Consider the following 23,326-nt stretch of genomic DNA (forward strand, 5'->3'; position numbering starts at 1 on the left):
TTCTTGTCTTGCAGTGCAAGTATTTGGCTTTCGCCAAGCACTCACACCTATCGGTTATTCTGTTTTTTAAAGAGCGGTGCAGGTCGCTGCGTTTCGTTTCCGTCGCTGCGTTGTCTGCTGAGGAGGCGAACTATACCGCCACACCCCACCCTCGTCAACACTTTGTGCGAAGAAATCTGCACGATTTGCTGAAATTCCGTCCCACTGCGCGCTAAGTCACTGAACGGTAATACTTTATGAAATACGGGTTTCATGACTATTTTGCTGCGGGTGCACAGGCGGCGGCGCACCGCAGTCCAGCCTGCTACTGATCAACGGGGGAAACTGGCGCAAAAAGCTGGTCAGCGCACTGCCACCGGCAGCAAAAAGCCCGGCTGGGCCGGGCTTTTTGCCAATATCTTATCTGTCTCTACTAATCTGTCTCTTTATATAGATGATTTTATTGCTGTCATTTGATCCCCAGTCTGTCCATGCGGTAACGCATGGAGCGGAAAGTAAGGCCTAGCAGTTTGGCTGCCTGAGTACGGTTGAAGCGGGTGACATCCAGCGCCTTGAGTATGGCTTCACGCTCCACCCGGTCTAGAAACATCTGCAGCGGTTCACTACCGGCGTAGCCAATACTGCTTTCCAGGTCATCCAGGGCCTGACAGGGGGTGAGCTGCAAGTCGGCGACATCGACCTTGTCGTCTCCGGCCAGCGCGATGGCACGCTCAAGGATGTTTTCCAGTTCGCGGAAATTGCCCGGGTAGTTATAGGACAGCATGGCCTTGACTGCATCCGGCGTGAGGCGTGGACGGCTCTCCGGGGTGGCGAAACGGTCCAGCAGCGCGCCGATGAAACGGGGAATGTCATCGCGCAGCTCGCGCAGCGGTGGCATGCGCAGCGGCAATACGTTGAGCCGGTAGTAGAGGTCTTGCCGGAACTGGCCGGCCTCAACCAGCGCGGCCAGATCTTTGTGGGTTGCACAGATGATGCGCGCATCGACCGGCTCCTCCTGCGGGCTGCCCAGCTTGCGCACCTTCTTTTCCTGGATGGCACGCAACAACTTGACCTGCATGGCCAAGGGCAGATCGGCGACCTCGTCCAGAAACAGAGTGCCACCGGTGGCTTGCTGGAAGAACCCGTCACGGTCACTGTCGGCTCCGGTAAATGCACCTTTGCGGTAACCGAAGAATTCGCTCTCCATCAGGTTTTCCGGGATGGCCCCACAGTTGACCGGGACGAATGGCCGCTCGGCACGCGCGCTTTGCTCGTGCACCAGACGGGCGGCTTGTTCCTTGCCGGTGCCTGACTCGCCGCTGATGTAGACCGCCGCCTGGCTACGTGCCAGCTTTTCGATCATGCGGCGTACATCCAGCATGGCGGGTGAGTCGCCGACCAGGCGCTCCATGCCCAGCGGCTTGCCATTGCCCTCTACTTTCAATACCGATTTCACCAGCGTGCGCAATTGCGCCAGGCTGATGGGTTTGGACAGGTAATCAAAGGCACCGGCTTTCATTGCCTTGACTGCGTTTTCGGTACTGCCATAGGCGGTAATGATGGCGCTGGGAATATCCAGTGCCTGCTCGGCGATGAACTCCACCACCTCTATCCCTTCTCCATCCGGCATGCGCATATCGCTGAGCACCAGATTGAAGGGTTCGCGCAGCAGCAGTGCCTTGGCATCGGTGACATTACCAGCGGTCACCACATCCAGCCCCATCTTGAGCAGAGTGAGTTCGAGCAGTTCGCGGATATCCGGCTCGTCGTCCACCACGAGCACACGCAGGGTGTTCTTATTCATAGGCATGATGACAGCTTAAACGGAAAACGCCGCCCGGGGGGATATAGTCGAGCCGGGCATCATTGGCTTCAGCCAGTTCACGGGCGATATACAGTCCTAGGCCGGTCCCGCTGCTTTCCGTGGTAAAAAAGGGTTCAAACAGGTGGGCCTGGGCGTCTTCGCTCATACCTGGGCCATCGTCAAACACGTGGATGAGCACTTGCGCTTCAATCTGGCTGACTTCAATACGCACCGCGCCATGGACGTGCGAGGAGTGACGCCAGGCGTTGGCCACCAAGTTGGACAGGATCTGCCCCAGATGGCCGCGGTCAAAATAAACGCTGCCGGTGCTGTAGAAAATGGGGAGTATGCGACCGGCGGCTTCCGGCTGTGCCATGCCGAACTGATCGAGAAAGTCGGCAAGAAACTGTGACAGTTTGATCGTTTCGGTCTTGACCCGGTCACGCCGCCCCAGCATCAGTACTTCTTCTACCAGGCCATTGATGCGCTTGGCGTTGTCGCGAACGATGCGAGTAAGCCGCTGGGTAGCGGGATCCTCCGCCCCCTCGGCCAGCAGGTCGCCGGCATGGGAAATGGCTGCCAGCGGGTTGCGGATTTCATGGGCGATATTGGCAGTAAGCCGACCCAGTGCAGCCAGCTTGATGCGCTTGGCTTCTTCCGCCATGTCAGCCATGTCGCGCAGGAACATCACCACGCCGCGCAGATCACCGGCCAGAATGGGCACCATGCGACCGGCCAGTTGCCGGCCTCGCACATTGCGCTCGACAAATACCGGCATGGGCGAATGGCTGTTGAGGCGCCAGCGCTCCACCACCGGGCTCAGCTCGGGCAACAGGATGCCACGCTGCATATTGGGAAAGTAGCGCACTGCCTGGGCATTGAACTGCCTGACGGTACCGGTTTCATCCAGCACGATGACCGCATCCCGCTGGCTTTGCAGCACCAGTTCGTTCAGGCGGTTGAGGTTGGCAATTTCCCCGCCACGGCGCGAAGCCAGCTCTTCGGACTCTCGCGCCACCCGTGCCAGTTGGTAGGTCACCACCGAAGTGACAAAACCGGCCAGCGACAGCAGGCCGGTCTGGAACAGGTCGGTGGTGCTGCCAAATAGTACTTCATGCCGATAGTGTTCATAGCCCACGTAGCCAAACAGGCTGGCGGTGGCGATGGATGCATAGAACAGGGCAAATCGCCCGGAGGACAGCAAACCCGCCACGGCCAGATAGGGCAGCAGCAACATGCCATAGCCACTTTTCACCCCGCCGTTCATGCCCATCAGCAGCACGATCATCAGAATGTCGGCGGCAATGGCCAGTGACAGCTGCAGGGTATGCCCCGCCTTGCCATTGCGCAGGGCAAACCAACAGGCAATCAGTCCACCATATACCGCGGACCACAGATAGAAGCGCCCACCGCCACCCACCAGCGGCTGTCCTTCCGAGCCTTGCAGCAGGGACATGAACAGCAGCACCAGCAACATGAGTGCACGAAAACCGTTGACGAAGGCCAGGGCCTTGCGCGGGGTCAGCGGCAGCGGGCGATCCAGCATCATGGCGTGCCAGCCGCCGGCAGGTCGCCAATGGCCGATACTGCCCACTTCTTCGGCATCAGCTTGCCCTTTTTGCCACGCTTGGCATCGAACTCGGCCAGGGCCAGCTTTTCGTCAGCTACCTTGCCGCGCACCGATACCGTAGCCAGCAGCGCCTTGTCGCCCTTGACCAGGCCAATGGCGGTCAGCGTTTCGCCAGCATCCAGCGCCATCAGCATCAGGCCACGGCCCTTGGCCATTTCCTTCAGCTCGCCAGCCGGGAATGCCAGCAGGCGGCCATTATCCGCTGCAGCCACCAGTCGCATGGCCGCCAGATCGGCATTGCTGGCCACAACTACCGGGGTGATGACGTTTTCACCATGGTCCAGCGTGAGAAAAGCCTTGCCGGCCTTGACCCGGCCCGACATGTCAGACAGTTTGGCCACAAAGCCATAACCGCCAGAACCGGCCACCACGAAGCGGGCATCGTCCTTGCCGGAAATCATCTGCGCCGGCTTGGCACCGTCCTGTAGATCCACCAGCGAGGCCACCGGCACGCCGTCGCCACGACCGGTCGGCACATCAGCCGGGTCGATGGTGTAGGCACGGCCCTTGCTGTCCAGCACGATGACCGACCACACGGTGCGGGTTTCCACCACGGTGTGTAGACCGTCGCCATCCTTGAAGGCCAGTGCCGACAGATCGACGTTGTGGCCGACGCGGGCGCGGATCCAGCCCTTTTGCGACAGGATGATGGTGACCGGCTCGTCGGCGATGGTCTGGGTGAGCACGGCGCGTTCGGCGGCCTTGATTTCGGTGCGGCGCTGATCGCCATACTTGGCGGTATCGGCCATGATTTCATCGCGGATCAGGCGGGTGAGGGCGTCCGGCGTATCCAGCACATGGCGTAAACCTTCGCGCTCTTCACGCAGCTCGGACAGCTCTTTTTCCAGCCTGAAACCTTCCAGCCGCGCCAGTTGGCGCAGGCGGATTTCCAGAATGTCCTCGGCTTGTGCTTCGGACAGGCCGAAGGCTTTCATCAGGTCGGGCTTGGGTTCGTCCGATTCGCGGATGACGCGGATGACTTCATCGATATGGATGAAGGCAATCATGCGGCCTTCCAGGATATGAATACGCTTTTCCACCTGGCCCAGCCGATACTTGAGGCGGCGGGTGACGGTGCTGCGACGGAAGTCTATCCACTCGGACAAAATAGCCTTGAGACCCTTCTGCGCCGGGCGGCCGTCCAGACCGATCATCACCAGGTTCATCGAGGCATTGCCTTCCAGACTGGTTTGCGCCAGCAGGATGTTGATGAACTCGTCCGGGTCCTGCCGGCTGGACTTGGGTTCGAACACCAGCCGCACCGGACACTGGCTGTCCGATTCGTCCCGCACGCGGTCCAGCAGCGACAGCATCAGGCTCTTCAGGTTTTGCTGGTCTTGTGTCAGCGCTTTCTTGCCGGCCTTGAGCTTGGGGTTGGTGGCTTCTTCGATCTCGGCCAGTACTTTCTGTGCCGACGATCCCGGCGGCAGCTCGGACACGATGACGCGCCACTGGCCACGCGCCAGTTTTTCCACTTCCCACTTGGCCCGCACCCGCACGCTGCCACGGCCACCTTCATAAGCAGCCAGGATATCGTCGAACGGGGTGATGATCTGGCCACCGCCGGGAAAGTCCGGGCCGGGGATAAAGTCCATCAGCTGGCGGGTAGTCAGTTCCGGATTGGCCAGCAAGGCCAGGCAGCCACGTGCCACCTCGGTGAGGTTATGTGGCGGGATTTCCGTGGCCATGCCCACGGCAATACCAGAAGCGCCGTTGAGCAGCACCATTGGCAGCCGTGCCGGCAGCAGGGCGGGCTCTTCGAAGGCACCGTCGTAATTGGGCACAAAGTCCACGGTGCCCATGTCGATTTCGCCCAGCAGCAGCTCGGCAATCGGTGTCAGCCTCGCCTCGGTATAACGCATGGCGGCGGCACCGTCGCCATCGCGGCTGCCGAAGTTACCTTGGCCATCAATCAGTGGATAGCGCAGGGTGAAGTCCTGCGCCATGCGCACCAGCGCCTCGTAGGCCGAGCTGTCGCCGTGCGGGTGGTATTTACCCAGGATTTCACCCACCACCCGCGCCGATTTGACCGGCTTGGCACCATGCGCCAGACCCATATCGCGCATGGCATACAGGATGCGGCGCTGCACCGGCTTCTGGCCATCGGCCACCTCTGGCAGCGCGCGGCCCTTGACCACGCTCATGGCGTATTCCAGATAAGCACGCTCGGCATACTGGTCCAGTGGAATCCAGTCGCCCGTCTGTGCATCAGCCGGCGGGGCAGGCGGTGTCACGGGCGGCTGCGTGCCGGAGACTGGCGGCGCATCGTCAAAGAGATCGTTACTGTTCATGGGGCAGGGCTTGCTTGTGTGATAGGGTTTCAGCTTGTTCATCTGCAGTACCGCCACGCTGCACACCGGCCATCAGCCGGGCAGGGTGGAACACTGCGCCATTCATTTTCGAGGGCAATTCTACTATGGCCAGCCTGTTGCAGTGGCAATGCCACCCGTTTGACGGTTTTTCCCCGCTTGCGCTGTATGAAATGCTGCAGTTGCGCGACCGGGTTTTCGTGGTGGAGCAGCAATCCATCTATGGCGATGTCGACGGTGTCGACCTGCATTGCTACCACCTGCAAGGACATGATGGTCACGGCAAACTGCAGGCCTATGCCCGCCTGATTGCTCCCGGTGAAAAATACCCGGATGCCAGCGCCATCGGCCGGGTGGTACTGGAACCGGCACTGCGTGGCAAGGGCCTGGGTAACCAGCTGCTGGCCGAGGCGGTGAACCACTGCCTGCAGCTGTGGCCCGCAGCACCCATCATGCTGTCGGCCCAGCTGGCTGCCTGCGGACTGTACGAGCGCTTCGGCTTTGTTGCGGTTTCGCAGCCCTATGACGATGGCGGCATCATGCACGTGGACATGCGGCGCGGCACACTCAGCCACTAAGCTGCAACCTGTTCAATCCGCCCGCGGAGCGAACAGGTCTTTCCAGCCGGTATACGCCGTGACATACAACACTGGGAACCACAGCAACAAGCCCAGCCCCAGCGGCAGCAAGGCAAGAAACAGCAGCAAGGCCAGCATGAAGGCAGACAGCAGCACCGCCTGCCAGTTGGCCAAGCCGCCACGGAAACTGTCACGCAGCGCCTGCCACGGCCCCAATCCGTTCAGCACCACCAGCGCCGGCGCAAACCAATAGCACAGGCTGAGCAGAAACATCAGCGCTGCACCCAGTAACATGAGCAAGCCGATGGGTCCATCCAGCCTGGGCATATTCTGCGCATTCTCCGTGGCAATCACATGGACGCCCAGCAAGGGCATGGCCGCACTGAGCAGCATCATCGCCAGCAGCAACAAGGCCAGATACAGCATGCCGACATTGAGCAAGGCGCGGGGAGCCTGACGGAAACCGGCAAACAGCGCGCTCAACTTCAGTTCGGTATCGCGCTCCGCCTGTTGTGCCGCCAACACAAAGCCACCGGCAAACACCGGTCCCAGGAAAAAGGTAAGCGGCGGCCCCAGCATGGGTATGGCCGCCACGGCAAAGTGGATCAGCAGATAGCTGCCAGCCAGCAGCATCCAGGTCAGCGGTTGTTGCCTAACCAGATAAAATGCTTCCACGATCCAGCGCCAGCCACGTGCATAGCCCACCTGGCGTGCATCGATGCGTGCGGGGAAATCAGTCTGCATGCTTGCTCCTGTACGGCTGTTTCATGGTGAAAACCCAAAATCCTGCGCCGACTGTCCATGAGAGCGGGGTGCAGGTCAAGCCCGTTAGCCAGCCGACCCCGGCCAGGCAGCTAAGGCTGCATGCAGCAATGCTGTCAACAAAGCATTGAAAATGCATGAAAACGGCGCACAAGCTGCGCCGTGAAGGTTGCCGCAATGCGGCAAAATCAGCGATAATTCCATGATTTCGCGGCGGTTAATCCATGCCGGTGCCATGCACGGGCCACGGGCTGACTGTCGTACCGCGTCTGTCCCGCCCCCTTTACAGTTTTGAGGTTTTCCCGAAATGGTCACCCGAACCGAGCTAGCCAACGCCATTCGTTTCCTGTCTATGGATGCAGTGGAGAAGGCCAAATCTGGTCACCCTGGCGCCCCGATGGGCATGGCTGATATCGCCGAAGTACTGTGGCGCGATCACTTGAAGCACAACCCTGCCAATCCTTCCTGGTCCAACCGTGACCGCTTCGTGCTCTCCAACGGGCACGGCTCCATGCTCATCTACAGCCTGCTGCACCTCACCGGCTACGATCTGTCCATCGACGACCTCAAAAACTTCCGTCAGCTGCACTCCAAAACCCCGGGCCACCCGGAATACGGTTATGCACCGGGCGTGGAAACCACCACCGGCCCGCTAGGCCAGGGCATCACCAATGCGGTGGGCATGGCGCTGGCCGAAAAAATGCTGGCCGCCCAGTTCAACCGCGACGGCCATACCGTAGTCGACCACAATACCTGGGTATTCCTGGGTGACGGTTGCCTGATGGAAGGCATCAGCCACGAAGCCTGCTCGCTGGCCGGTACCTGGGGCCTGAACAAGCTGATCGCCTTCTGGGACGACAACGGCATCTCCATCGACGGTCATGTTGAAGGCTGGTTCACCGACAACACCCCGGCCCGCTTCGAAGCCTACGGTTGGCAGGTGATCAAGAACGTCAACGGCCACGATCCGGTGGAAATCGCCACGGCCATCGAAACCGCCAAGAAGGGCGACCGTCCGACCCTGATCTGCTGCAAGACCACCATCGGCTTTGGCTCGCCCAACAAGCAAGGCACCCACGACGTGCACGGCGCACCGCTGGGCGCGGCTGAAATTGCCGCCGCCCGCGAAACGCTGAACTGGCCTCATGCGCCGTTTGAAATTCCGGCCGACATCTACGCTGCCTGGAGCGCCCGCGACAAGGGTGCACTGGCCGAGATCGAATGGAACAAGCAGTTTGACGCCTACCGCGCTGCCTACCCGGAACTGGCTGCCGAATTCGAACGCCGCATGCAGGGCGAACTGCCGGCAGCCTGGGCCGAAGCCCGCGATGCCGCCATCGCCAAGATTGTCGACGCCGCCCAGACCGTGGCCACCCGCAAGGCCAGCCAGATTGCACTGGAAGCCTTCTCGCCCAGCCTGCCTGAGTTTGTCGGCGGTTCGGCCGACCTGACCGGCTCCAACCTGACCAACTGGTCTGGTTCCAAGTGGATCGACGCGGCCGGCAACGGCAACTACATCAGCTATGGCGTACGCGAGTTCGGCATGGCTGCCATCATGAACGGCATGACGCTGCACGGTGGCCTGCGCCCCTACGGCGGTACCTTCCTGATGTTCAGCGAATACGCCCGCAATGCACTGCGCATGGCTTCGCTGATGAAGATCAACCCGGTGTTCGTGTTCACTCACGACTCCATCGGCCTGGGCGAAGACGGCCCCACCCACCAACCGGTGGAACAAGTGGCCACGCTGCGCCTGATCCCGAATCACCACACCTGGCGTCCGTGCGACACCACCGAAGCTGCGGTGGCCTGGGCGCATGCCATCGAACAGAAAACCACCCCGAGCAGCCTGATCCTCAGCCGCCAGAACCTGCCCTTCGTGCAGCGTGATGCGCAGCAGGTGAAGGACATCGCCCGTGGTGGCTACGTGCTGCGCGATGCCGCCGATGCCCGTGCCGTGCTGATTGCCACCGGTTCGGAAATTGAACTGGCGCTGAAGGCACAGGAAGCACTGGCAGCCGAAGGCATCGCCGTGCGCGTGGTGTCCATGCCTTGCACCAATGTGTTCGACCAGCAGGACAAGGCCTGGCAGCAAAGCGTACTGCCGGCCGGCCTGCCGCGTCTGGCCATTGAAGCCGGTGTACCGGACGGCTGGCGCAAGTATGTCGGTCTGGAAGGTGACGTGGTGGGCATGGCCCACTTCGGCGAATCCGCACCGGCCGGCGTGCTGTTCAAGGAATTCGGCTTCACCGTCGACAATGTCGTCGCCAAAACCAAGAACATCATTCAATAAAAAAGCACAGGCCGCCCCATCCAAAAACAAAGCAGGGGTGGCCTTATTTTCATGGTGTCTCCATTCTGACCCGCTCACGCGGGGAGGCACCAGTTTTCCGGGAGAGTAATAGTATGACCATTCGCATCGCGATCAACGGCTACGGCCGCATTGGCCGTCAGGTACTGCGCGCCATTTACGAATACAACCTGCACAACGATTTCAAGGTTGTTGCCGTCAACGCAACCGGCGATCTGGCCACCAACGCCCACCTGACCAAGTTCGACACCGTACACGGTCGTTTTCCGGCAGACATCGCTCACGATGAAGAAAACCTGCTGATCAACGGTGAAAAGATTCCCTTCTTCTCCACCCGCAACCCGGCTGAACTGCCGTGGAAAGCCCTGAATGTAGACCTGGTACTGGAATGTACCGGTGCCTTCACCAGTAAGGAAAAGTGCCAGGTCCACCTGGACGCCGGTGCCAAGAAGGTGCTGATTTCCGCCCCGGGTGGCGACGACGTTGACGCCACCATCGTGTACGGCGTAAACCACGACGTGCTGACCAGCGCCATGACCGTGGTGTCCAACGCATCCTGCACCACCAACTGCCTGGCACCGGTGGCCAAGGCACTGAACGACACCATTGGCGTGACCAAAGGTCTGATGACCACCATCCACGCCTTTACCAACGACCAGGTGCTGACCGACGTGCGTCACAAAGACCTGCGCCGCGCCCGTTCCGCCACCGAAAACATGATCCCCACCAAGACCGGTGCCGCCAAGGCCGTGGGTCTGGTACTGCCGGAACTGAAGGGCAAGCTGGATGGCTTCGCCGTGCGCGTTCCCACCATCAATGTTTCGCTGGTTGACCTGACCTTCAAGTCTGGCCGTGACACCACCAAAGACGAAGTCAACGAAATCCTGCAGGCTGCCTCTGAAGGCCCGATGAAGGGCGTGCTGGGCTTCAACACCCTGCCGCTGGTTTCTTCCGACTTCAACCACAGTACCGAAGCCTCCACCTTCGACGCCACCCTGACCAAGGTGACCGGCGGCAACATGGTGAAGGTACTGGCCTGGTACGACAACGAGTGGGGCTTCAGCAACCAGATGCTGAAAACCGCTCGCGCCATGTTCGAAGCCAAGTAAGGTGTGGCCCTGCGGGGCCAGCAGCAAATGAAAGCAGGTGGGACGCAGGTCCGCCTGCTTTCCTGCAGTTAAGAGGGTTGACGGGTGAGCCGGTTGAGCCATGCTCCCGCCACTGCGCCCCAAGGCAAACACAACCGCCCAGGCTGCGGCTTAGCGCGGCTAACAAAATAGCGTAGCGTCCCTGGGGCAAGGCGCGCCGACGCCGACAGTACAAGGGTACGGCAAGGAGGCGCAACGCAGCAGCAGGGTTTTTGTTAGCGGCGCTTAACAGCCAGCAGGGCAGGGTGCAAGAGCCAACTGCTGTAATAAATACACTACTTGATCTGCTGTCTGTTGCGCATGCAGACAGCCCGGTACAGTAGCTACAGCGATAGCCAGCACAGTGACAAGGCTGCCAGTCATATGTCATTGCGCTTACACTATCGCCAAGCCCGAATACGGCTGTACGGCCTTCTCCCACGAAGGCGGTCGCCAATCGCATTCAACAGATAAAAGCGAGCCACCGATGAAATTCAACAAACTGACCGAGCTGGACCTGGCCGGCAAACGCGTGCTGATCCGTGTTGACATGAACGTGCCGGTGAAAAATGGCGTGATCGGCGACGACACCCGCATCCGCGCCAGCCTGCCTTCCATCGAACACAGCCTGAACGCCGGTGCCGGCGTCATCCTGATGACCCACCTGGGCCGTCCGACCGAAGGCGAACCCAAGCCGGAAGACAGCCTGGCTCCGGTGGTGGAACGCCTGTCCGCCCTGCTGGGCAAGCCGGTACGTCTGGTTGCCGACTGGCAAGCCGGCCTGAACGTGGCTGCCGGTGAAGTGGTGATGCTGGAAAACGTGCGCCTGAACAAGGGCGAGAAGAAGAACAATGCCGAGCTGGGCCAGGCTTATGCCAGCCTGTGCGACGTATTCGTCAACGATGCCTTTGGCACCGCGCACCGCGCCGAAGCCTCCACCCACGCGGTAGCACAGTTTGCCCCCACCGCCTGTGCCGGCATCCTGCTGGCTGCCGAGCTGGACGCACTGGGCAAGGCCCTGCTGGCCCCGGCACGTCCGCTGGTGGCCATTGTGGCCGGTTCCAAGGTGTCCACCAAACTGACCATTCTGGAATCGCTGGCCGACAAGGTGGACCAGCTGATCGTGGGCGGCGGCATTGCCAACACCTTCTTGCTGGCCGAAGGCAAGAACATCGGCAAATCGCTGGCCGAAGCCGATCTGGTAGAGGAAGCCAAGAAGGTGATTGCCAAAATCCGCGCCCGTGGCGGCGATGTACCGCTGCCCAGCGACGTGGTGTGCGCCACCGAATTTGCCGAAACCGCCGCTGCCACCACCAAGCCGGTGGCCGAGGTAGGCGCTGACGACATGATTCTGGACATCGGCCCCGATTCCGCCGCCGAACTGGCGGCCATCATCGCCAAGGCCGGTACCGTGGTATGGAACGGCCCGGTCGGTGTGTTCGAATTCGACCAGTTCGGTAACGGCACCAAGACCCTGGCGCAGGCCATCGCCCAGTCGCCGGCCTTCTCCATTGCCGGCGGTGGCGACACCCTGGCGGCGATTGCCAAGTACGGCATCACCGATGACATCAGCTATATCTCCACCGGTGGTGGCGCTTTCCTGGAGTTCCTGGAAGGCAAGACCCTGCCGGCAGTAGCCATTCTGAGCGAACGCGCCGCCTGATCGCAGTCATCACCACATGCAAGTGAATGGCGCGGCTGATGCGCCATTCTCCCCACCCTTGCCGGAGTACTGCCATGCCGCTGAATACTTGGTTGTTGTTTCTTACCACCGTGTTTTTTGTTTCCGCCACGCCCGGCCCCAACATGCTGCTGGCCATGACCCACGGCATTCACCATGGCGTGCGCCGCACTGCCGTGACCTGCCTGGGGCTGATGACCGGCCTTGGCATCATCATGCTGGGCTCGGCAGCCGGCCTGGGAGCCTTGCTGGCGACATCGGAACAACTGTTTTCCATAGTAAAATACGCCGGTGCCGCCTATCTGATCTATCTTGGCATCAGAACCTGGCGTGCCACGCCGCAACCGGTAACGGAAGTGGCCGAAGATAGCAGCAAGAGTCATACCCCCGGGATGATGTTCCGCACCGGCTTTCTGGTGTCGATGAGCAATCCCAAGGCCTTCATCTTTTTTACTGCGCTGTTCCCGCAGTTCATGGACGCGCGGCTGCCGCAGGGGCCGCAGCTGGCCATTCTGGCGGCCACGTTTTACGTGATTGAAGCCTCCTGGCAGTTTGTCTATGCCAGTGGTGGCGCCCGCCTGGCAGGCTGGCTCAACAGCGCTCGTCGCCTGAAACTGGTGAACCAGGTATCCGGCGGGGCCTTTGTCGGTGCCGGCCTGTTGTTGTCCGGCGTGTCCCGCCACTAGGCGGCTTGCACCACCGCATGCGTAATTGGACTGCCGCTGTACCACAGATGGCAGTCCCCGATTTGAAACCCATGCCGCCAAACCGCGGCATGATTTGAGGAGATTTTCATGGCACTCGTTTCCATGCGTCAGCTGCTGGACCATGCAGCCGAATTCAGCTACGGCCTGCCGGCTTTCAACGTCAACAACCTGGAACAGATGCGCGCCATCATGGAAGCCGCTGACAAGTGCGACGCACCGGTCATCGTGCAGGCTTCCGCCGGTGCCCGCAAATACGCCGGCGCACCCTTCCTGCGTCACATGATCCTGGCCGCCGTGGAAGAATTCCCGCATATCCCGGTGGTGATGCACCAGGACCACGGCACCAGCCCGGACGTATGCCAGCGCTCCATCCAGCTGGGTTTCTCTTCCGTGATGATGGACGGCTCGCTGAAAAGCGACGGCAAGACCCCGGCCAACTACGACTACAACGTGGACGTGACCCGCACCGTGGTGAACTTCTCGCACGCATGTGGCGTGTCGGTAGAAGGTGAAATCGGCTGCCTGGGCAGCCTGGAAACCGGCATGGCCGGCGAAGAAGACGGCGTGGGCGCCGAAGGCGTGCTGGACCACAGCCAGCTGCTGACCGACCCGGAAGAAGCCGCCCGCTTCGTCAAGGACACCGGTGTGGATGCCCTGGCCATTGCCATCGGCACCAGCCACGGCGCGTACAAGTTCAGCAAGAAGCCCACCGGCGACGTGCTGCGCATCGACCGCATCAAGGAAATCCACGCCCGCATCCCCAACACCCATCTGGTGATGCACGGTTCCTCTTCGGTACCGCAGGAATGGCTGCAGATCATCAACGAATTCGGTGGTGAGCTGGGCGAAACCTATGGCGTGCCGGTGGAAGAAATCGTGGAAGGCATCAAGCACGGCGTGCGCAAGGTGAATATCGACACCGACCTGCGTCTGGCCTCCACCGGTGCCATCCGCCGCTTCATGGCGCAGAACCCGAAGGAATTCGATCCGCGCAAATACCTGAAGGCCTCCACCGATGCCATGCGCGACATCTGCATCGCCCGCTACGAAGCCTTCGGTGCCTGCGGTCAGGCCAGCAAGATCAAGGCCATCAATCTGGACACCATGGCCAATCTGTATCTGAAGGGCCAGCTGGCGCAAATCGTCAAGTAAGCGTCCCTCCATTCTGCCATCAGCCCGCTCCTGCAGCGGGCTTTTTCATGTCCATCCGCCAGCCGCCGCATGCCGGCCTCCCCCATCAGCAGCATTGGCGCAAGCCACACCATTGCTTACACTGCAATGATGAGCGAACTGTTATCTCCCCTCGAATGGTTTTTCGTCATTCTGCTGGCAGTGATTCCACTACTCGGGCTGGGTTTTCACCTGTGGATCATGCTGCTGGGCCATGGCAACAACGACAAGCGCACCAAGGACCAACCATGAAACTCGACATCCTGTATTTTGCCCGCCTGAAAGACAGCTTCGGCATGGGTAATGAACAGTTGGAAACCGAGGCCAGCAGCGTGGACGAGCTGCTTACCGAATTGCGCCAGCGCGGCGGCAACTGGAGCAGCGAGCTGGCAGCCGGCAAGGCCTTCCGGGTGGCACGCAACCAGGAACTGGTGCGGCTGGATGCCACACTGAGCGACGGGGACGAAGTGGCCATCTTCCCGCCGGTTACCGGGGGCTGACATGCAGCCATTTACGGTGCGGATCCAGCATGAGGCCTTTGATTGCGGTGCGGAAATCGCCCGCCTGTCGGCCAACCCGGCCTGCGGTGCCGTGGTGAGTTTCAGCGGCCTGGTACGCGACTATGGCGACCGGCAGGACATTGCCGCGCTGGAGCTGGAGCATTACCCGGGTATGACGGAAAACACACTGCACGCCATCATCCAGCAAGCGCGGGAACGCTGGCAGCTACAGGCAGCAACTATCATCCACCGCGTGGGTTATTTGCCGCTGGGCGAGGCCATCGTGCTGGTGGTCACCGCCAGCAGCCATCGCAAGGATGCCTTTGCCGCCGCCGAATTCCTGATGGACTTCCTCAAGACCGAAGCGCCATTCTGGAAAAAGGAAATCCAGCAGGATGGCAGCAGTTACTGGGTGGAAGCCAAGGCCAGCGACCAGAGCGCCGCCGGACGCTGGCAGTGATGCCTTACACCGCGCTGATTCTGGCCGGCGGCCAGGCCAGCCGCATGGGCGGGGTGGACAAGGGCCTGGTGGAACTGGCTGGCCAGCCGCTGATTGTCCGCACCCTGCACAGCCTCACCGCGCAAAGCCAGCCACCGACGCGAATCCTGATTTCGGCCAACCGCAATCTGGATGCCTACGCCGCTTACGGTCATCCGGTATTGCCGGACAGTCTGCCCGATTTCCCCGGCCCACTGGCGGGCTTGCTCAGTGGCATGCAGGCGGCACCGGATGCCATCCTGCTGATGCTGCCATGCGATGCCGTGTGTCTGCCCACCGACTTTGCCGCACGCCTGCTGGCAGCCTTGCCGGGGCAACAGGCAGTCAGCGCCAGCGATAGCGCGCAATGGCATCCCAGCCTGCTGGCGCTGCAAGCCGGCCTGCTGCCCTTGCTGCAGGCCTACCTGGACGGCGGCGGTCGTTCCATCCGCGGCTGGCTGGCCGGCCTGCAACATGTAACCGCGCAGTTTGACCAGCCCTTTCCCAATCTCAATACCCTGGAGGCGGTGGCAGCGCTGGCGCAGCAGTGGCCGGTTGACTGACACTGTCCAGCAGCCAGCTTTTGAACAGCCGGGCATTGTCGCTCAATGATTTGTGGCGCGGGTGGACCAGGAAATCCACCTTGCCGCTGACAAAGGCAAACGGCCCCAGCCGCTTGAGCACGCCTTGCTGCAGCAGATCATGCGCCATGAACTCCCAGCCCAGTCCGATGCCCATTCTTTGCAACACGGCATTGAAGGCCAGCGTCACCTGATTGAACATCGGCACCCGCTCCTGCGCGGTATAAGCCAGGCCGAAGTGGCCAAACCAGTCATGCCAGTTGATGCAATTCCAGGCCGATGAATCCAGCTGGATCAGCGGCAACTCAGCTAGCTGCTCCACCTGCGTGATGGCTGGGTAATCAAGCTGCGCGCTGTACACCGGGTATACCACTTCGGGAAACAGTGGCTCGGCCGCCAGCGAGCTCCACTGGCCATCGCCATAGAAAATGGCAAAGTCGTATTCGGCCACGCTGGCTTCATCCATGCTGTTGCTGGCATGAATATTCACCGTAATGTCGGGGTGCTGCTGACTGAAGGCCACCAGCCGGGGAAACAGCCAGAACTGCGCCACCGCATGGGTGCAATTCACGGTAAGGGTATGGCGGTTGTGCTCGGCCTGCAGCCGCACCACGCTGCGCAACAGCGATTGCAGCATGGGGCCGACCTCGCGCTGCAAGGCCAGCCCGGCCGGGGTAGGCTGGATGCCGCGCACCAGCCGCTCGAACAGCGGCAGCTTGAGCCAGTCTTCCAGCGCGCGAATCTGCTTACTCACCGCACTTTGCGTCACACACAGCTCGGTGGCCGCCTTGGTAAAGCTGCCATTGCGCAGTACTGCCTCAAAATGAATCAGGCTTTCCAGCGGCGGCAGATTCTTCAGATACCGGCTCATGTATTTGCGTCCCCATCATCACTGCTGCCGGGCTGACATTCCCGTTCAGCATCTTGTATTGAAGCATGATATTAACCCGGACAAGCCCCATGCAAGATATGCCATTCCTGCAAGGAATGCGTGAATGCCGAGATATCCTTTGTCGGCCCGCCCTGCCAGCACGTAGCCTTGGGTCATCATCAGTTGCGCAGGGAAGATGCAAAATGAAACGCGGAGTCAGTTATGCCGGCCTGGCCGGTGCGGTATGGGGCATGGTGCTGATGGTGCCGCAGGTCATGCCGGCCTTCAGCCCCTGGCTGCTCAGCGCGGTTCGCTTCACGCTGTATGGCGTCATCTCCTTGCTGCTGGCACTGCCGCGGGCCGGGCGGATACGGGCCAAGCTGCAAAGCCGGGACCTGCTCATGCTGACCGTACTGTCACTGGTCGGCAATCTGCTGTATTTCATTCTGCTGGCAGCCGCCATCCAGCTGGTCGGCATTGCTCCCGCCTCGCTGATTGTCGGTGTGCTGCCGGTCACCATTACCCTGCTGGGGCTGAAAGACGAGGGTGCGCTGTCGCTGCGCCAACTGGCCTGGCCCTTGCTGATGGTGCTGGCCGGCATTGTCTGCATCAATATCGATACCTTTGCCGGCAGCCATCCGGCCACTGCCAGCGTGGCAGACCGTATCCTGGGCGTACTGGCTGCGCTGGGTGCACTGGCCAGTTGGAGCTGGTTTGCCTCCCGCAATACGCGCTATCTGCGCCAGCGCCCCTGTTTTGACAGCCATGAATGGTCTTGCCTGCTGGGCATGGTGACCGGGATGATGGGCGGTGTGTTGTGGCTGGTTGGCAAGGGGCTGGGGTTGCCCATGGTCAGCCATGCCGTCAGCAACGGGCAGTGGCAGCTGTTCTGGCTGGCTGCTGCCGCGTGTGCGCTCGGCGGTTCCTGGCTGGCCAATGCACTGTGGTATGCCGCAGCGCGCCGTCTGCCACCCACCTTGTCCGGTCAGTTGATCGTATTTGAAACGCTGTTTGCCTTGCTGTATGGCTTTGCCTGGCTGCAACGCTGGCCGCGACCGCTGGAACTGGCCTCCATGCTGCTGTTGCTTGGCGGGGTGGCCTGGGCGGTACGGCGGCATGCCGCTCCGGACGAACCGGCAACGGAAGTGGTCCTGCAAGGCGGCTAAAGCTTGCCACTTGGTGCTGGTCATAAAAAAACGCTGCCGAGGGCAGCGTTTTTCATATCGGATGCAAGAGAGCTTATTTGCCACCAACCGTGCCCAGTTTGGCACGGCGTGCCTTGACCGCATCGGCCAAGGTGGTAAGCAGCTTCTCGGTGTCATCCCAACCGATACAGGCATCGGTGATGCTCTGACCGTATTTCAGCTCGCAGCCCGGCTTCAGGTCCTGACGGCCTTCTGCCAGATGGCTTTCCACCATCACGCCAAAGATATGCTGATCTCCGGCTGCCAGTTGGCCAGCCACGTCGTCCGCCACTTCCATCTGACGACGATAGTCCTTGCGGCTGTTGGCATGGCTGAAATCCACCATCAGCTTTTGCGGCAGGCCCACGGCCGCCAGTTCGGCAGCGGCGGCGCGTACATGCTCGGCCGAGTAGTTGGGTTCCTTGCCACCACGCAGGATGACATGGCAATCTGGATTGCCGCCGGTGGACACAATGGCGGAATGACCGGTCTTGGTAACCGACAGGAAGTGGTGCGACACGCTGGCCGAGCGGATGGCATCCACGGCAATTTTCAGGTTGCCGTCAGTACCGTTCTTGAAACCCACCGGGCAGGACAGACCGGAAGCCAGTTCGCGGTGAACCTGGCTTTCGGTGGTACGTGCACCAATGGCACCCCAACTGATCAGGTCGGCAAAATATTGCGGGGTGATCATGTCGAGGAATTCGGTTGCCGCCGGAATGCCCATGTCGTTGAGCGTGAGCAGCAGACGGCGCGCCAGGCGCAGGCCGGTATTGATATCGTAGGATTCGTTCAGGTGCGGGTCGTTGATCAGACCCTTCCAGCCCACGGTGGTGCGCGGCTTTTCAAAGTACACACGCATCACCACCACCAACTCGCCAGCCAGACTGTTGCGCAGCGTGGAGAGCTTGCGCGCGTACTCGATGGCGGCATCGGTATCGTGAATCGAACAGGGGCCGATCACCACCAGCAGGCGATCATCCTCACCACGCAGCAGGGCGGCAATGTCCTTGCGGGTGGTGTAGATGACTTCGGAAGCGGTTTCGGTGATGGGCAGTTCGTACAGATGGGCAATCGGAGGCAGTAATTCCTTGATTTCGTTGATTCTGACGTCGTCGGTCTGGCGTTGCATGTTTGTCCCTAGCTGATATCGTTTTTACCTTGCATAGCAGCAAGATACCCGTACCAGCCATGGCCGACAAGCCCTTGTGTGAGTGGCATGCACAGGCAAAAAAACAAAAAGCGCCATCGCAAGGCGATGACGCTTTGTCAGGGTAGAATGTCGCGCTGGCTCAGTCTGCGTATTGGCGCTTCATCCGTTCACGGCGCTCCTGGGCTTCCACCGACAGGGTGGCTGTCGGACGCGCCATCAGGCGGCGCAGGCCAATGGGTTCGCCAGTGTCTTCGCAATAGCCGTAGGAGCCATCGTCAATCTGACGGATCGAGGCCTGAATCTTCTGCAGCAGCTTGCGCTCGCGGTCACGGGTGCGCAATTCCAGCGCATATTCTTCTTCCAGCGTGGCGCGATCGGCAGGGTCCGGGGTGGCTTCCTGCTCTTGCAGATGGTTGGCAGTGGCATTGGCGTTGATCAACAACTCCTGCTGCATCTGCAACAACCGGTCTTTGAAGAACTCAAGATGGTCGGCGTTCATGTAATCATCGCCTTCCCAGTTGAGAATATCTTGTTCGGTCAGCTTGGCCATAATTTTGGTGCTTCCAGCATGAGAGTTGGCAGACAGGCGAAGAAGATTACCCACGGTATCGGATTTGTGCAACTGCCAGCTACAATTCCCTTCTCCGGCTCGCCCCGCTGCTGACACTTGGTATAGCGCCAATCGCGGCGGGTAACAAGCTTGTCACATGAAAAAGGCGGCCGAAGCCGCCTTGGAACTACAATCCGCACTTATTTCTGCGACAGAATCCACTTCACCAGAGTCTTGACGTCGGCGTCACTGACCTGAGCGTTCGGCGGCATCGGGATCGGGCCCCACACACCGGAACCACCTGCTTTTACCTTGGCGATCAGCTTGGCTTCGGCACCTTTGTCACCAGCGTACTTCTTGGCCACATCCTTGTAAGCCGGACCCACCACCTTGTGGTCTACCGCGTGACAGGACAGGCAATTGTTCTTTTGTGCCAGTTGCAGGTTAGCCATGGCAGGTGCAGCAACAGTACCCAGCAGCAGGGCAGCAAGCAGCATTTTCTTCATCACGATTCTCCAGATCATTGAGGAAATGTCTCTACATCTTTTCAGATATAACAGAGCCTGACAAATAAACACATTTACTGCATCACCACTTTGAGTTGCATCAAGAAGCTGTTTTCCAGGTACTGCACCAGCGGCATCAGAACAAACTGGATGATCAGGAACAGAATCATCGGCGACAGGTCGACCCCGCCCACCGTAGCGCGGCGGAAGGGTTTGAGAAACGGCCGGGTCAGGGCATCCAGAATCGGGCTGAGCGGGTTATAGGGGTTCACCCAGCTGAGCACCGCCTGCACAATGACCGCGCCCATCAGCAAGATCAACGACTGCTTGAACACATCCAGCACAGCCAGCAGGGTGAGTGCCAGCCAGGTTTCTGGTGCTGCCAGGCTGTACATCGGATTGAGCGACAGGATGATGACGCTGGAAACCATGCTTACCAGCCAGGCCAGCAGCATGGTGGCGCTGTCATAACCGCGCAGCGATGGCACCAGCTTGCGCAGCGGCAGCACAGCAAAATTGGTGGCGGCCATGACAAACTGGCACAAGGGGTGCTTGAACGGTGCCCGGGCCACTTGCAGGTAAAAACGCAGCAGCAGAACCAGTACAAACAGGTCGGCGATGGTCTTGATCAGAGATTGCACGGTTTCCAGAAACATGAAGCTTTAATCCTGACTGAGTTGTTGACCCATTTCGATGGAGCGGTCACGGCAATCCATGGCACCCGCAATGATGGCAGCCTTGACGCCTTCGGTTTCAAAACGGGCGATGGCACGTTCGGTGGTGCCGCCCTTGGACATCACGTTGGTACGCAGGGTGGCTACCGGCAGCGTGCTCTGGCGTGCCAGCTCCACTGCACCATCAAAGGTGGCCAGTACCAGCCGGCGTGCTTCGTCGGCAGCAAAGCCGGCCTGTTCGGCGGCTTCGATCATGCTTTCGATAAAGTAGAACACATAGGCCGGGCCACTGCCGGAAACGCAGGTAATGTCGTCTATGCCTTCTTCCTTGTCCAGCCATACCGTAATACCGGCAGCCTGCATGATGGTTTCGGCATTGCTGCGGTCTTCCGCGCTGACGCCACTGCCAGCATACAAGCCGGATACGCCCTTGCCCACCATGGCCGGGGTATTGGGCATCACGCGCACAATGCGTTCGCTGCCCAGCCAGCGTGCCATGGCATCACAGCGGATGCCGGCGGCAATCGACAATACCATGCCGCCATTCAGCCGTGGTGCCAGCGCCTGGCAGACATCTTTCAGCTGTTGCGGCTTGACGGCCAGCAGCACGATATCATCCGCCGACAGTTGCTCCGGCAGGTCGCTGGCTGTTGTCACGCCAAAATCACGGCTCAATTCCGCCAGCTTGGTGGTGTTGGGGTCCACCACATGAATGCGATGGCCGCCTTGCTGATGGAGTCCGCCGATGATGGCCGTAGCCATGTTGCCGCCGCCGATGAAGGTAATCTGCATTGCCTGTTTTTCCTCTTGATCTCTATTGCCATGCCCGGACAGTCCTGCTGCCCGGTTGCTGATGTTATGCATGATAGTGGCGGGCACCGAAAATGGCAGTGCCTACCCGCACCATGGTGCTGCCTGCCGCGATGGCTTGCGTCATGTCGGAAGACATTCCCATGGATACAGTATCCAATGTGAGGCCGTCTTCGCGCAATTCATCCTGCAACTGACGCAATAGGGCAAACTGGCCCGCCAGCTTTTCCCTGTCGTCGGTTGGCTCGGGAATGCACATGAGGCCTCGCAGCTGCAGATTCGGCAGTGCCGCCACCGCCTGGGCCAGCGCCCTGGCTTCGGCAGGTGCGCAGCCGCTCTTGCTGTCCTCACCGGACACATTCACTTGCACACAAACCTGCAGGGGCGGCAGTGTTGCCGGACGCTGCTCGGACAGGCGCTGTGCAATCTTCAACCGTTCGATGGAGTGCACCCAATGGGCATTTTCTGCCACGATACGGGTTTTGTTGGACTGCAGCGGACCAATGAAATGCCACTCGATATCCAGCCCAGCAAGGGCCGCAGCCTTGGCCTGCAGCTCCTGCACATAGTTTTCGCCAAAGGCACGCTGGCCAGTGGCATAAGCTTCCTGCACGGCACTGGCAGGAAAAGTCTTACTGACCGCCAGCAGACGCACGCTGCCGGTTTGCCGGCCTGCAGCGGTTTCGGCGGCACGGATGCGCTGGCAGACATCGGTAATGGCCTGTGCGATGGAATCGCTCATATTGCTCCTTGTGGCGCAGCCGGGCGCTCTCTACAACGAAAATGGCAGGACTGCTGCCTCTATTGCTATCTACATATCCTTTTGCAACGGCTTGCGCTTACAATCGCAAAAAAACGTTAGCGTCATGCCCGCTGCCGGGTAATCGTGGAGAAATTATAAATGGAAATTTCCGAGCTCTTGGCCTTTACCGTCAAGAACAAGGCATCTGACCTGCACCTGTCCGCAGGTCTGCCACCGATGATCCGGGTTCACGGCGATGTTCGTCGCATCAACCTGCCGCCGCTGGATCACCATGATGTGCACGATATGGTGTACGACATCATGAATGACTATCAGCGCAAGATTTTCGAAGACGAATTCGAATGCGATTTTTCCTTTGAATTACCCGGCATAGCCCGTTTCCGGGTAAATGCTTTCGTGCAGAACCGCGGCATGGGCGCGGTATTCCGTGTGATTCCGTCCAAGGTGCTGACGCTGGAGCAACTGGGGGCACCCAAGATTTTCCAGGATATTTCCAGCTACCCGCGCGGCCTGGTGCTGGTTACCGGCCCGACCGGTTCCGGTAAATCCACCACGCTGGCGGCGATGGTGGATTTTGTCAACGAAAACAATTATTCGCACATCCTGACGGTGGAAGACCCGATCGAATTCGTGCACGAAAGCAAGAAATCGCTAATCAACCAGCGCGAGCTTGGCCTGCAGACCCACAGCTTCTCCAATGCCCTGCGTTCGGCACTGCGTGAAGACCCGGATGTAATCCTGGTGGGTGAATTGCGCGATCTGGAAACCATCCGCCTGGCGCTGACGGCAGCTGAAACCGGCCATCTGGTATTCGGCACCCTGCACACCAGTTCTGCGGCAAAGACCATCGACCGTATCGTCGATGTGTTCCCGGCCGGGGAAAAGGAAATGGTACGTTCGATGCTGTCCGAATCGGTACGCGCAGTCATCTCCCAGACCCTGCTGAAAACCAAGGACGGCAATGGTCGGGTGGCGGCACATGAAATCATGATCGGGACACCGGCCATCCGCAACCTGATTCGCGAAAACAAAATCGCCCAGATCAACTCAATGATCCAGACCGGCCAGCAACACGGCATGCAAACGCTGGACCAGTGTCTGCAGGAGCTGGTACGGCGCAATATTGTTGCGCCAAACGAAGCACGCCAGAAAGCAGCGTCCAAGGATGCGTTCTAAACTAAAGCAGGCACGCTAGCCC

25 protein-coding genes are annotated in these 23,326 nt (G+C 60.1%); 14 read left to right on the top strand and 11 right to left on the bottom strand.

Annotated elements, in window-relative coordinates; translation table 11 throughout:
* A partial coding sequence (locus tag QVF59_RS19045; RefSeq protein ID WP_287881922.1) for a hypothetical protein occupies positions 1–215 on the top strand: 215 nt, incomplete at its 5' end.
* A 37-nt stretch (positions 216–252) separates the two neighbouring features.
* Positions 253–456, top strand: a complete 204-nt coding sequence (locus QVF59_RS19050; RefSeq protein ID WP_287881924.1) for a hypothetical protein — start codon at positions 253–255, stop codon at positions 454–456.
* On the opposite strand, the gene QVF59_RS19055 is transcribed toward QVF59_RS19050, so the two are convergent.
* Genes QVF59_RS19055 through parC form a run of 3 tightly spaced genes read right to left on the bottom strand, consistent with a single transcriptional unit; the run spans position 449 to position 5,704 of the window.
* Entirely contained in the window at positions 449–1,783 is a 1,335-nt protein-coding gene (locus QVF59_RS19055; RefSeq protein WP_287882177.1) for a sigma-54-dependent transcriptional regulator, read from the bottom strand. The genes QVF59_RS19050 and QVF59_RS19055 overlap by 8 nt on opposite strands.
* Positions 1,776–3,332 carry a two-component system sensor histidine kinase NtrB gene (locus QVF59_RS19060; protein ID WP_159880433.1) on the bottom strand — a complete coding sequence of 519 codons (1,557 nt, stop codon included), beginning with the start codon at positions 3,330–3,332 and terminating at the stop codon, positions 1,776–1,778. The genes QVF59_RS19055 and QVF59_RS19060 overlap by 8 nt, the downstream gene beginning before the upstream one ends.
* Positions 3,329–5,704 (bottom strand): DNA topoisomerase IV subunit A, encoded by a 2,376-nt coding sequence (gene parC / locus QVF59_RS19065; protein ID WP_287881927.1) that lies wholly within the window; start codon positions 5,702–5,704, stop codon positions 3,329–3,331. The genes QVF59_RS19060 and parC overlap by 4 nt, the downstream gene beginning before the upstream one ends.
* 125 nt (positions 5,705–5,829) lie before the next feature.
* Here parC and QVF59_RS19070 point away from each other — a divergent pair, with 125 nt between their 5' ends.
* Positions 5,830–6,300, top strand: a complete 471-nt coding sequence (locus QVF59_RS19070) for a GNAT family N-acetyltransferase (RefSeq protein WP_287881929.1) — start codon at positions 5,830–5,832, stop codon at positions 6,298–6,300.
* Positions 6,301–6,312: 12 nt separating this feature from the next.
* Here the strand turns inward: QVF59_RS19070 and QVF59_RS19075 are convergent, their stop codons facing one another.
* Positions 6,313–7,044, bottom strand: a complete 732-nt coding sequence (locus tag QVF59_RS19075) for a BPSS1780 family membrane protein (RefSeq protein WP_287881931.1) — start codon at positions 7,042–7,044, stop codon at positions 6,313–6,315.
* 325 nt (positions 7,045–7,369) lie between these two features.
* Here QVF59_RS19075 and tkt point away from each other — a divergent pair, with 325 nt between their 5' ends.
* The 9 genes from tkt to mobA all read left to right on the top strand — a co-directional run bounded on the left by tkt (position 7,370) and on the right by mobA (position 15,599).
* Positions 7,370–9,355, top strand: a complete 1,986-nt coding sequence (gene tkt / locus QVF59_RS19080; RefSeq protein WP_287881932.1) for a transketolase — start codon at positions 7,370–7,372, stop codon at positions 9,353–9,355.
* 113 nt (positions 9,356–9,468) lie between these two features.
* A complete protein-coding gene (gene gap / locus QVF59_RS19085) occupies positions 9,469–10,482 on the top strand; it encodes a type I glyceraldehyde-3-phosphate dehydrogenase (RefSeq protein ID WP_159880443.1) in 1,014 nt (337 codons plus the stop codon).
* A gap of 505 nt (positions 10,483–10,987) precedes the next feature.
* On the top strand, positions 10,988–12,163 hold the full coding sequence (locus tag QVF59_RS19090) for a phosphoglycerate kinase (RefSeq protein WP_287881933.1): 1,176 nt from the start codon (positions 10,988–10,990) through the stop codon (positions 12,161–12,163).
* Between the two features lie 74 nt (positions 12,164–12,237).
* Positions 12,238–12,867, top strand: a complete 630-nt coding sequence (locus QVF59_RS19095) for a LysE family translocator (protein WP_287881935.1) — start codon at positions 12,238–12,240, stop codon at positions 12,865–12,867.
* Between the two features lie 108 nt (positions 12,868–12,975).
* The gene (gene fba / locus QVF59_RS19100; RefSeq protein WP_159880449.1) at positions 12,976–14,040 is read left to right on the top strand and encodes a class II fructose-bisphosphate aldolase; all 1,065 of its coding nucleotides are present in this window, start codon (positions 12,976–12,978) and stop codon (positions 14,038–14,040) included.
* A gap of 129 nt (positions 14,041–14,169) precedes the next feature.
* On the top strand, positions 14,170–14,310 hold the full coding sequence (locus QVF59_RS19105) for a hypothetical protein (RefSeq protein ID WP_287881937.1): 141 nt from the start codon (positions 14,170–14,172) through the stop codon (positions 14,308–14,310).
* Entirely contained in the window at positions 14,307–14,558 is a 252-nt protein-coding gene (gene moaD / locus QVF59_RS19110) for a molybdopterin converting factor subunit 1 (RefSeq protein WP_089082499.1), read from the top strand. Before QVF59_RS19105 ends, moaD begins: the two co-directional genes overlap by 4 nt.
* 1 nt (position 14,559) lies before the next feature.
* The gene (locus QVF59_RS19115; RefSeq protein ID WP_287881939.1) at positions 14,560–15,018 is read left to right on the top strand and encodes a molybdenum cofactor biosynthesis protein MoaE; all 459 of its coding nucleotides are present in this window, start codon (positions 14,560–14,562) and stop codon (positions 15,016–15,018) included.
* Entirely contained in the window at positions 15,018–15,599 is a 582-nt protein-coding gene (gene mobA / locus QVF59_RS19120) for a molybdenum cofactor guanylyltransferase MobA (protein ID WP_287882179.1), read from the top strand. Before QVF59_RS19115 ends, mobA begins: the two co-directional genes overlap by 1 nt.
* Here the strand turns inward: mobA and QVF59_RS19125 are convergent.
* On the bottom strand, positions 15,547–16,488 hold the full coding sequence (locus QVF59_RS19125) for a LysR substrate-binding domain-containing protein (RefSeq protein ID WP_287881941.1): 942 nt from the start codon (positions 16,486–16,488) through the stop codon (positions 15,547–15,549). The genes mobA and QVF59_RS19125 overlap by 53 nt on opposite strands.
* 203 nt (positions 16,489–16,691) lie before the next feature.
* Between QVF59_RS19125 and QVF59_RS19130 the strand changes: the two genes are divergently transcribed.
* Positions 16,692–17,654 (top strand): DMT family transporter, encoded by a 963-nt coding sequence (locus QVF59_RS19130; protein ID WP_287881943.1) that lies wholly within the window; start codon positions 16,692–16,694, stop codon positions 17,652–17,654.
* Positions 17,655–17,727: 73 nt separating this feature from the next.
* On the opposite strand, the gene aroG is transcribed toward QVF59_RS19130, so the two are convergent.
* The 6 genes from aroG to QVF59_RS19160 all read right to left on the bottom strand — a co-directional run bounded on the left by aroG (position 17,728) and on the right by QVF59_RS19160 (position 22,107).
* The gene (gene aroG / locus QVF59_RS19135; protein ID WP_159880461.1) at positions 17,728–18,804 is read right to left on the bottom strand and encodes a 3-deoxy-7-phosphoheptulonate synthase AroG; all 1,077 of its coding nucleotides are present in this window, start codon (positions 18,802–18,804) and stop codon (positions 17,728–17,730) included.
* A gap of 160 nt (positions 18,805–18,964) precedes the next feature.
* Positions 18,965–19,375 (bottom strand): RNA polymerase-binding protein DksA, encoded by a 411-nt coding sequence (gene dksA / locus QVF59_RS19140; RefSeq protein ID WP_089082494.1) that lies wholly within the window; start codon positions 19,373–19,375, stop codon positions 18,965–18,967.
* Positions 19,376–19,575: 200 nt separating this feature from the next.
* Complete coding sequence (locus tag QVF59_RS19145; protein ID WP_089082493.1) at positions 19,576–19,881, bottom strand: c-type cytochrome; 306 nt, start codon at positions 19,879–19,881, stop codon at positions 19,576–19,578.
* Positions 19,882–19,955: 74 nt separating this feature from the next.
* Positions 19,956–20,537, bottom strand: a complete 582-nt coding sequence (locus QVF59_RS19150) for a YggT family protein (RefSeq protein WP_287881946.1) — start codon at positions 20,535–20,537, stop codon at positions 19,956–19,958.
* Between the two features lie 6 nt (positions 20,538–20,543).
* A complete protein-coding gene (gene proC, locus QVF59_RS19155) occupies positions 20,544–21,347 on the bottom strand; it encodes a pyrroline-5-carboxylate reductase (RefSeq protein WP_287881948.1) in 804 nt (267 codons plus the stop codon).
* 64 nt (positions 21,348–21,411) lie between these two features.
* Complete coding sequence (locus tag QVF59_RS19160) at positions 21,412–22,107, bottom strand: YggS family pyridoxal phosphate-dependent enzyme (RefSeq protein WP_287881950.1); 696 nt, start codon at positions 22,105–22,107, stop codon at positions 21,412–21,414.
* 159 nt (positions 22,108–22,266) lie between these two features.
* On the opposite strand from QVF59_RS19160, the gene QVF59_RS19165 reads away from it, so the two are divergent.
* Positions 22,267–23,304, top strand: a complete 1,038-nt coding sequence (locus tag QVF59_RS19165) for a type IV pilus twitching motility protein PilT (protein WP_159880469.1) — start codon at positions 22,267–22,269, stop codon at positions 23,302–23,304.
* Positions 23,305–23,326: the final 22 nt, after the last annotated feature.

Origin of the sequence: Aquitalea sp., assembly GCF_030150775.1 — a bacterium.
Classification (GTDB): domain Bacteria; phylum Pseudomonadota; class Gammaproteobacteria; order Burkholderiales; family Chromobacteriaceae; genus Aquitalea; species Aquitalea denitrificans.

What these genes read in the sequence shown, in the direction of transcription:
- QVF59_RS19050 (WP_287881924.1), top strand. Translation starts at nt 253, where the DNA reads ATGACTATTTTGCTGCGGGTGCACAGGCGGCGGCGCACCGCAGTCCAG.
- QVF59_RS19055 (WP_287882177.1), bottom strand. Translation starts at nt 1,783, where the DNA reads ATGAATAAGAACACCCTGCGTGTGCTCGTGGTGGACGACGAGCCGGAT.
- QVF59_RS19060 (WP_159880433.1), bottom strand. Translation starts at nt 3,332, where the DNA reads ATGATGCTGGATCGCCCGCTGCCGCTGACCCCGCGCAAGGCCCTGGCC.
- parC (WP_287881927.1), bottom strand. Translation starts at nt 5,704, where the DNA reads ATGAACAGTAACGATCTCTTTGACGATGCGCCGCCAGTCTCCGGCACG.
- QVF59_RS19070 (WP_287881929.1), top strand. Translation starts at nt 5,830, where the DNA reads ATGGCCAGCCTGTTGCAGTGGCAATGCCACCCGTTTGACGGTTTTTCC.
- QVF59_RS19075 (WP_287881931.1), bottom strand. Translation starts at nt 7,044, where the DNA reads ATGCAGACTGATTTCCCCGCACGCATCGATGCACGCCAGGTGGGCTAT.
- tkt (WP_287881932.1), top strand. Translation starts at nt 7,370, where the DNA reads ATGGTCACCCGAACCGAGCTAGCCAACGCCATTCGTTTCCTGTCTATG.
- gap (WP_159880443.1), top strand. Translation starts at nt 9,469, where the DNA reads ATGACCATTCGCATCGCGATCAACGGCTACGGCCGCATTGGCCGTCAG.
- QVF59_RS19090 (WP_287881933.1), top strand. Translation starts at nt 10,988, where the DNA reads ATGAAATTCAACAAACTGACCGAGCTGGACCTGGCCGGCAAACGCGTG.
- QVF59_RS19095 (WP_287881935.1), top strand. Translation starts at nt 12,238, where the DNA reads ATGCCGCTGAATACTTGGTTGTTGTTTCTTACCACCGTGTTTTTTGTT.
- fba (WP_159880449.1), top strand. Translation starts at nt 12,976, where the DNA reads ATGGCACTCGTTTCCATGCGTCAGCTGCTGGACCATGCAGCCGAATTC.
- QVF59_RS19105 (WP_287881937.1), top strand. Translation starts at nt 14,170, where the DNA reads ATGAGCGAACTGTTATCTCCCCTCGAATGGTTTTTCGTCATTCTGCTG.
- moaD (WP_089082499.1), top strand. Translation starts at nt 14,307, where the DNA reads ATGAAACTCGACATCCTGTATTTTGCCCGCCTGAAAGACAGCTTCGGC.
- QVF59_RS19115 (WP_287881939.1), top strand. Translation starts at nt 14,560, where the DNA reads ATGCAGCCATTTACGGTGCGGATCCAGCATGAGGCCTTTGATTGCGGT.
- mobA (WP_287882179.1), top strand. Translation starts at nt 15,018, where the DNA reads ATGCCTTACACCGCGCTGATTCTGGCCGGCGGCCAGGCCAGCCGCATG.
- QVF59_RS19125 (WP_287881941.1), bottom strand. Translation starts at nt 16,488, where the DNA reads ATGAGCCGGTATCTGAAGAATCTGCCGCCGCTGGAAAGCCTGATTCAT.
- QVF59_RS19130 (WP_287881943.1), top strand. Translation starts at nt 16,692, where the DNA reads ATGAAACGCGGAGTCAGTTATGCCGGCCTGGCCGGTGCGGTATGGGGC.
- aroG (WP_159880461.1), bottom strand. Translation starts at nt 18,804, where the DNA reads ATGCAACGCCAGACCGACGACGTCAGAATCAACGAAATCAAGGAATTA.
- dksA (WP_089082494.1), bottom strand. Translation starts at nt 19,375, where the DNA reads ATGGCCAAGCTGACCGAACAAGATATTCTCAACTGGGAAGGCGATGAT.
- QVF59_RS19145 (WP_089082493.1), bottom strand. Translation starts at nt 19,881, where the DNA reads ATGAAGAAAATGCTGCTTGCTGCCCTGCTGCTGGGTACTGTTGCTGCA.
- QVF59_RS19150 (WP_287881946.1), bottom strand. Translation starts at nt 20,537, where the DNA reads ATGTTTCTGGAAACCGTGCAATCTCTGATCAAGACCATCGCCGACCTG.
- proC (WP_287881948.1), bottom strand. Translation starts at nt 21,347, where the DNA reads ATGCAGATTACCTTCATCGGCGGCGGCAACATGGCTACGGCCATCATC.
- QVF59_RS19160 (WP_287881950.1), bottom strand. Translation starts at nt 22,107, where the DNA reads ATGAGCGATTCCATCGCACAGGCCATTACCGATGTCTGCCAGCGCATC.
- QVF59_RS19165 (WP_159880469.1), top strand. Translation starts at nt 22,267, where the DNA reads ATGGAAATTTCCGAGCTCTTGGCCTTTACCGTCAAGAACAAGGCATCT.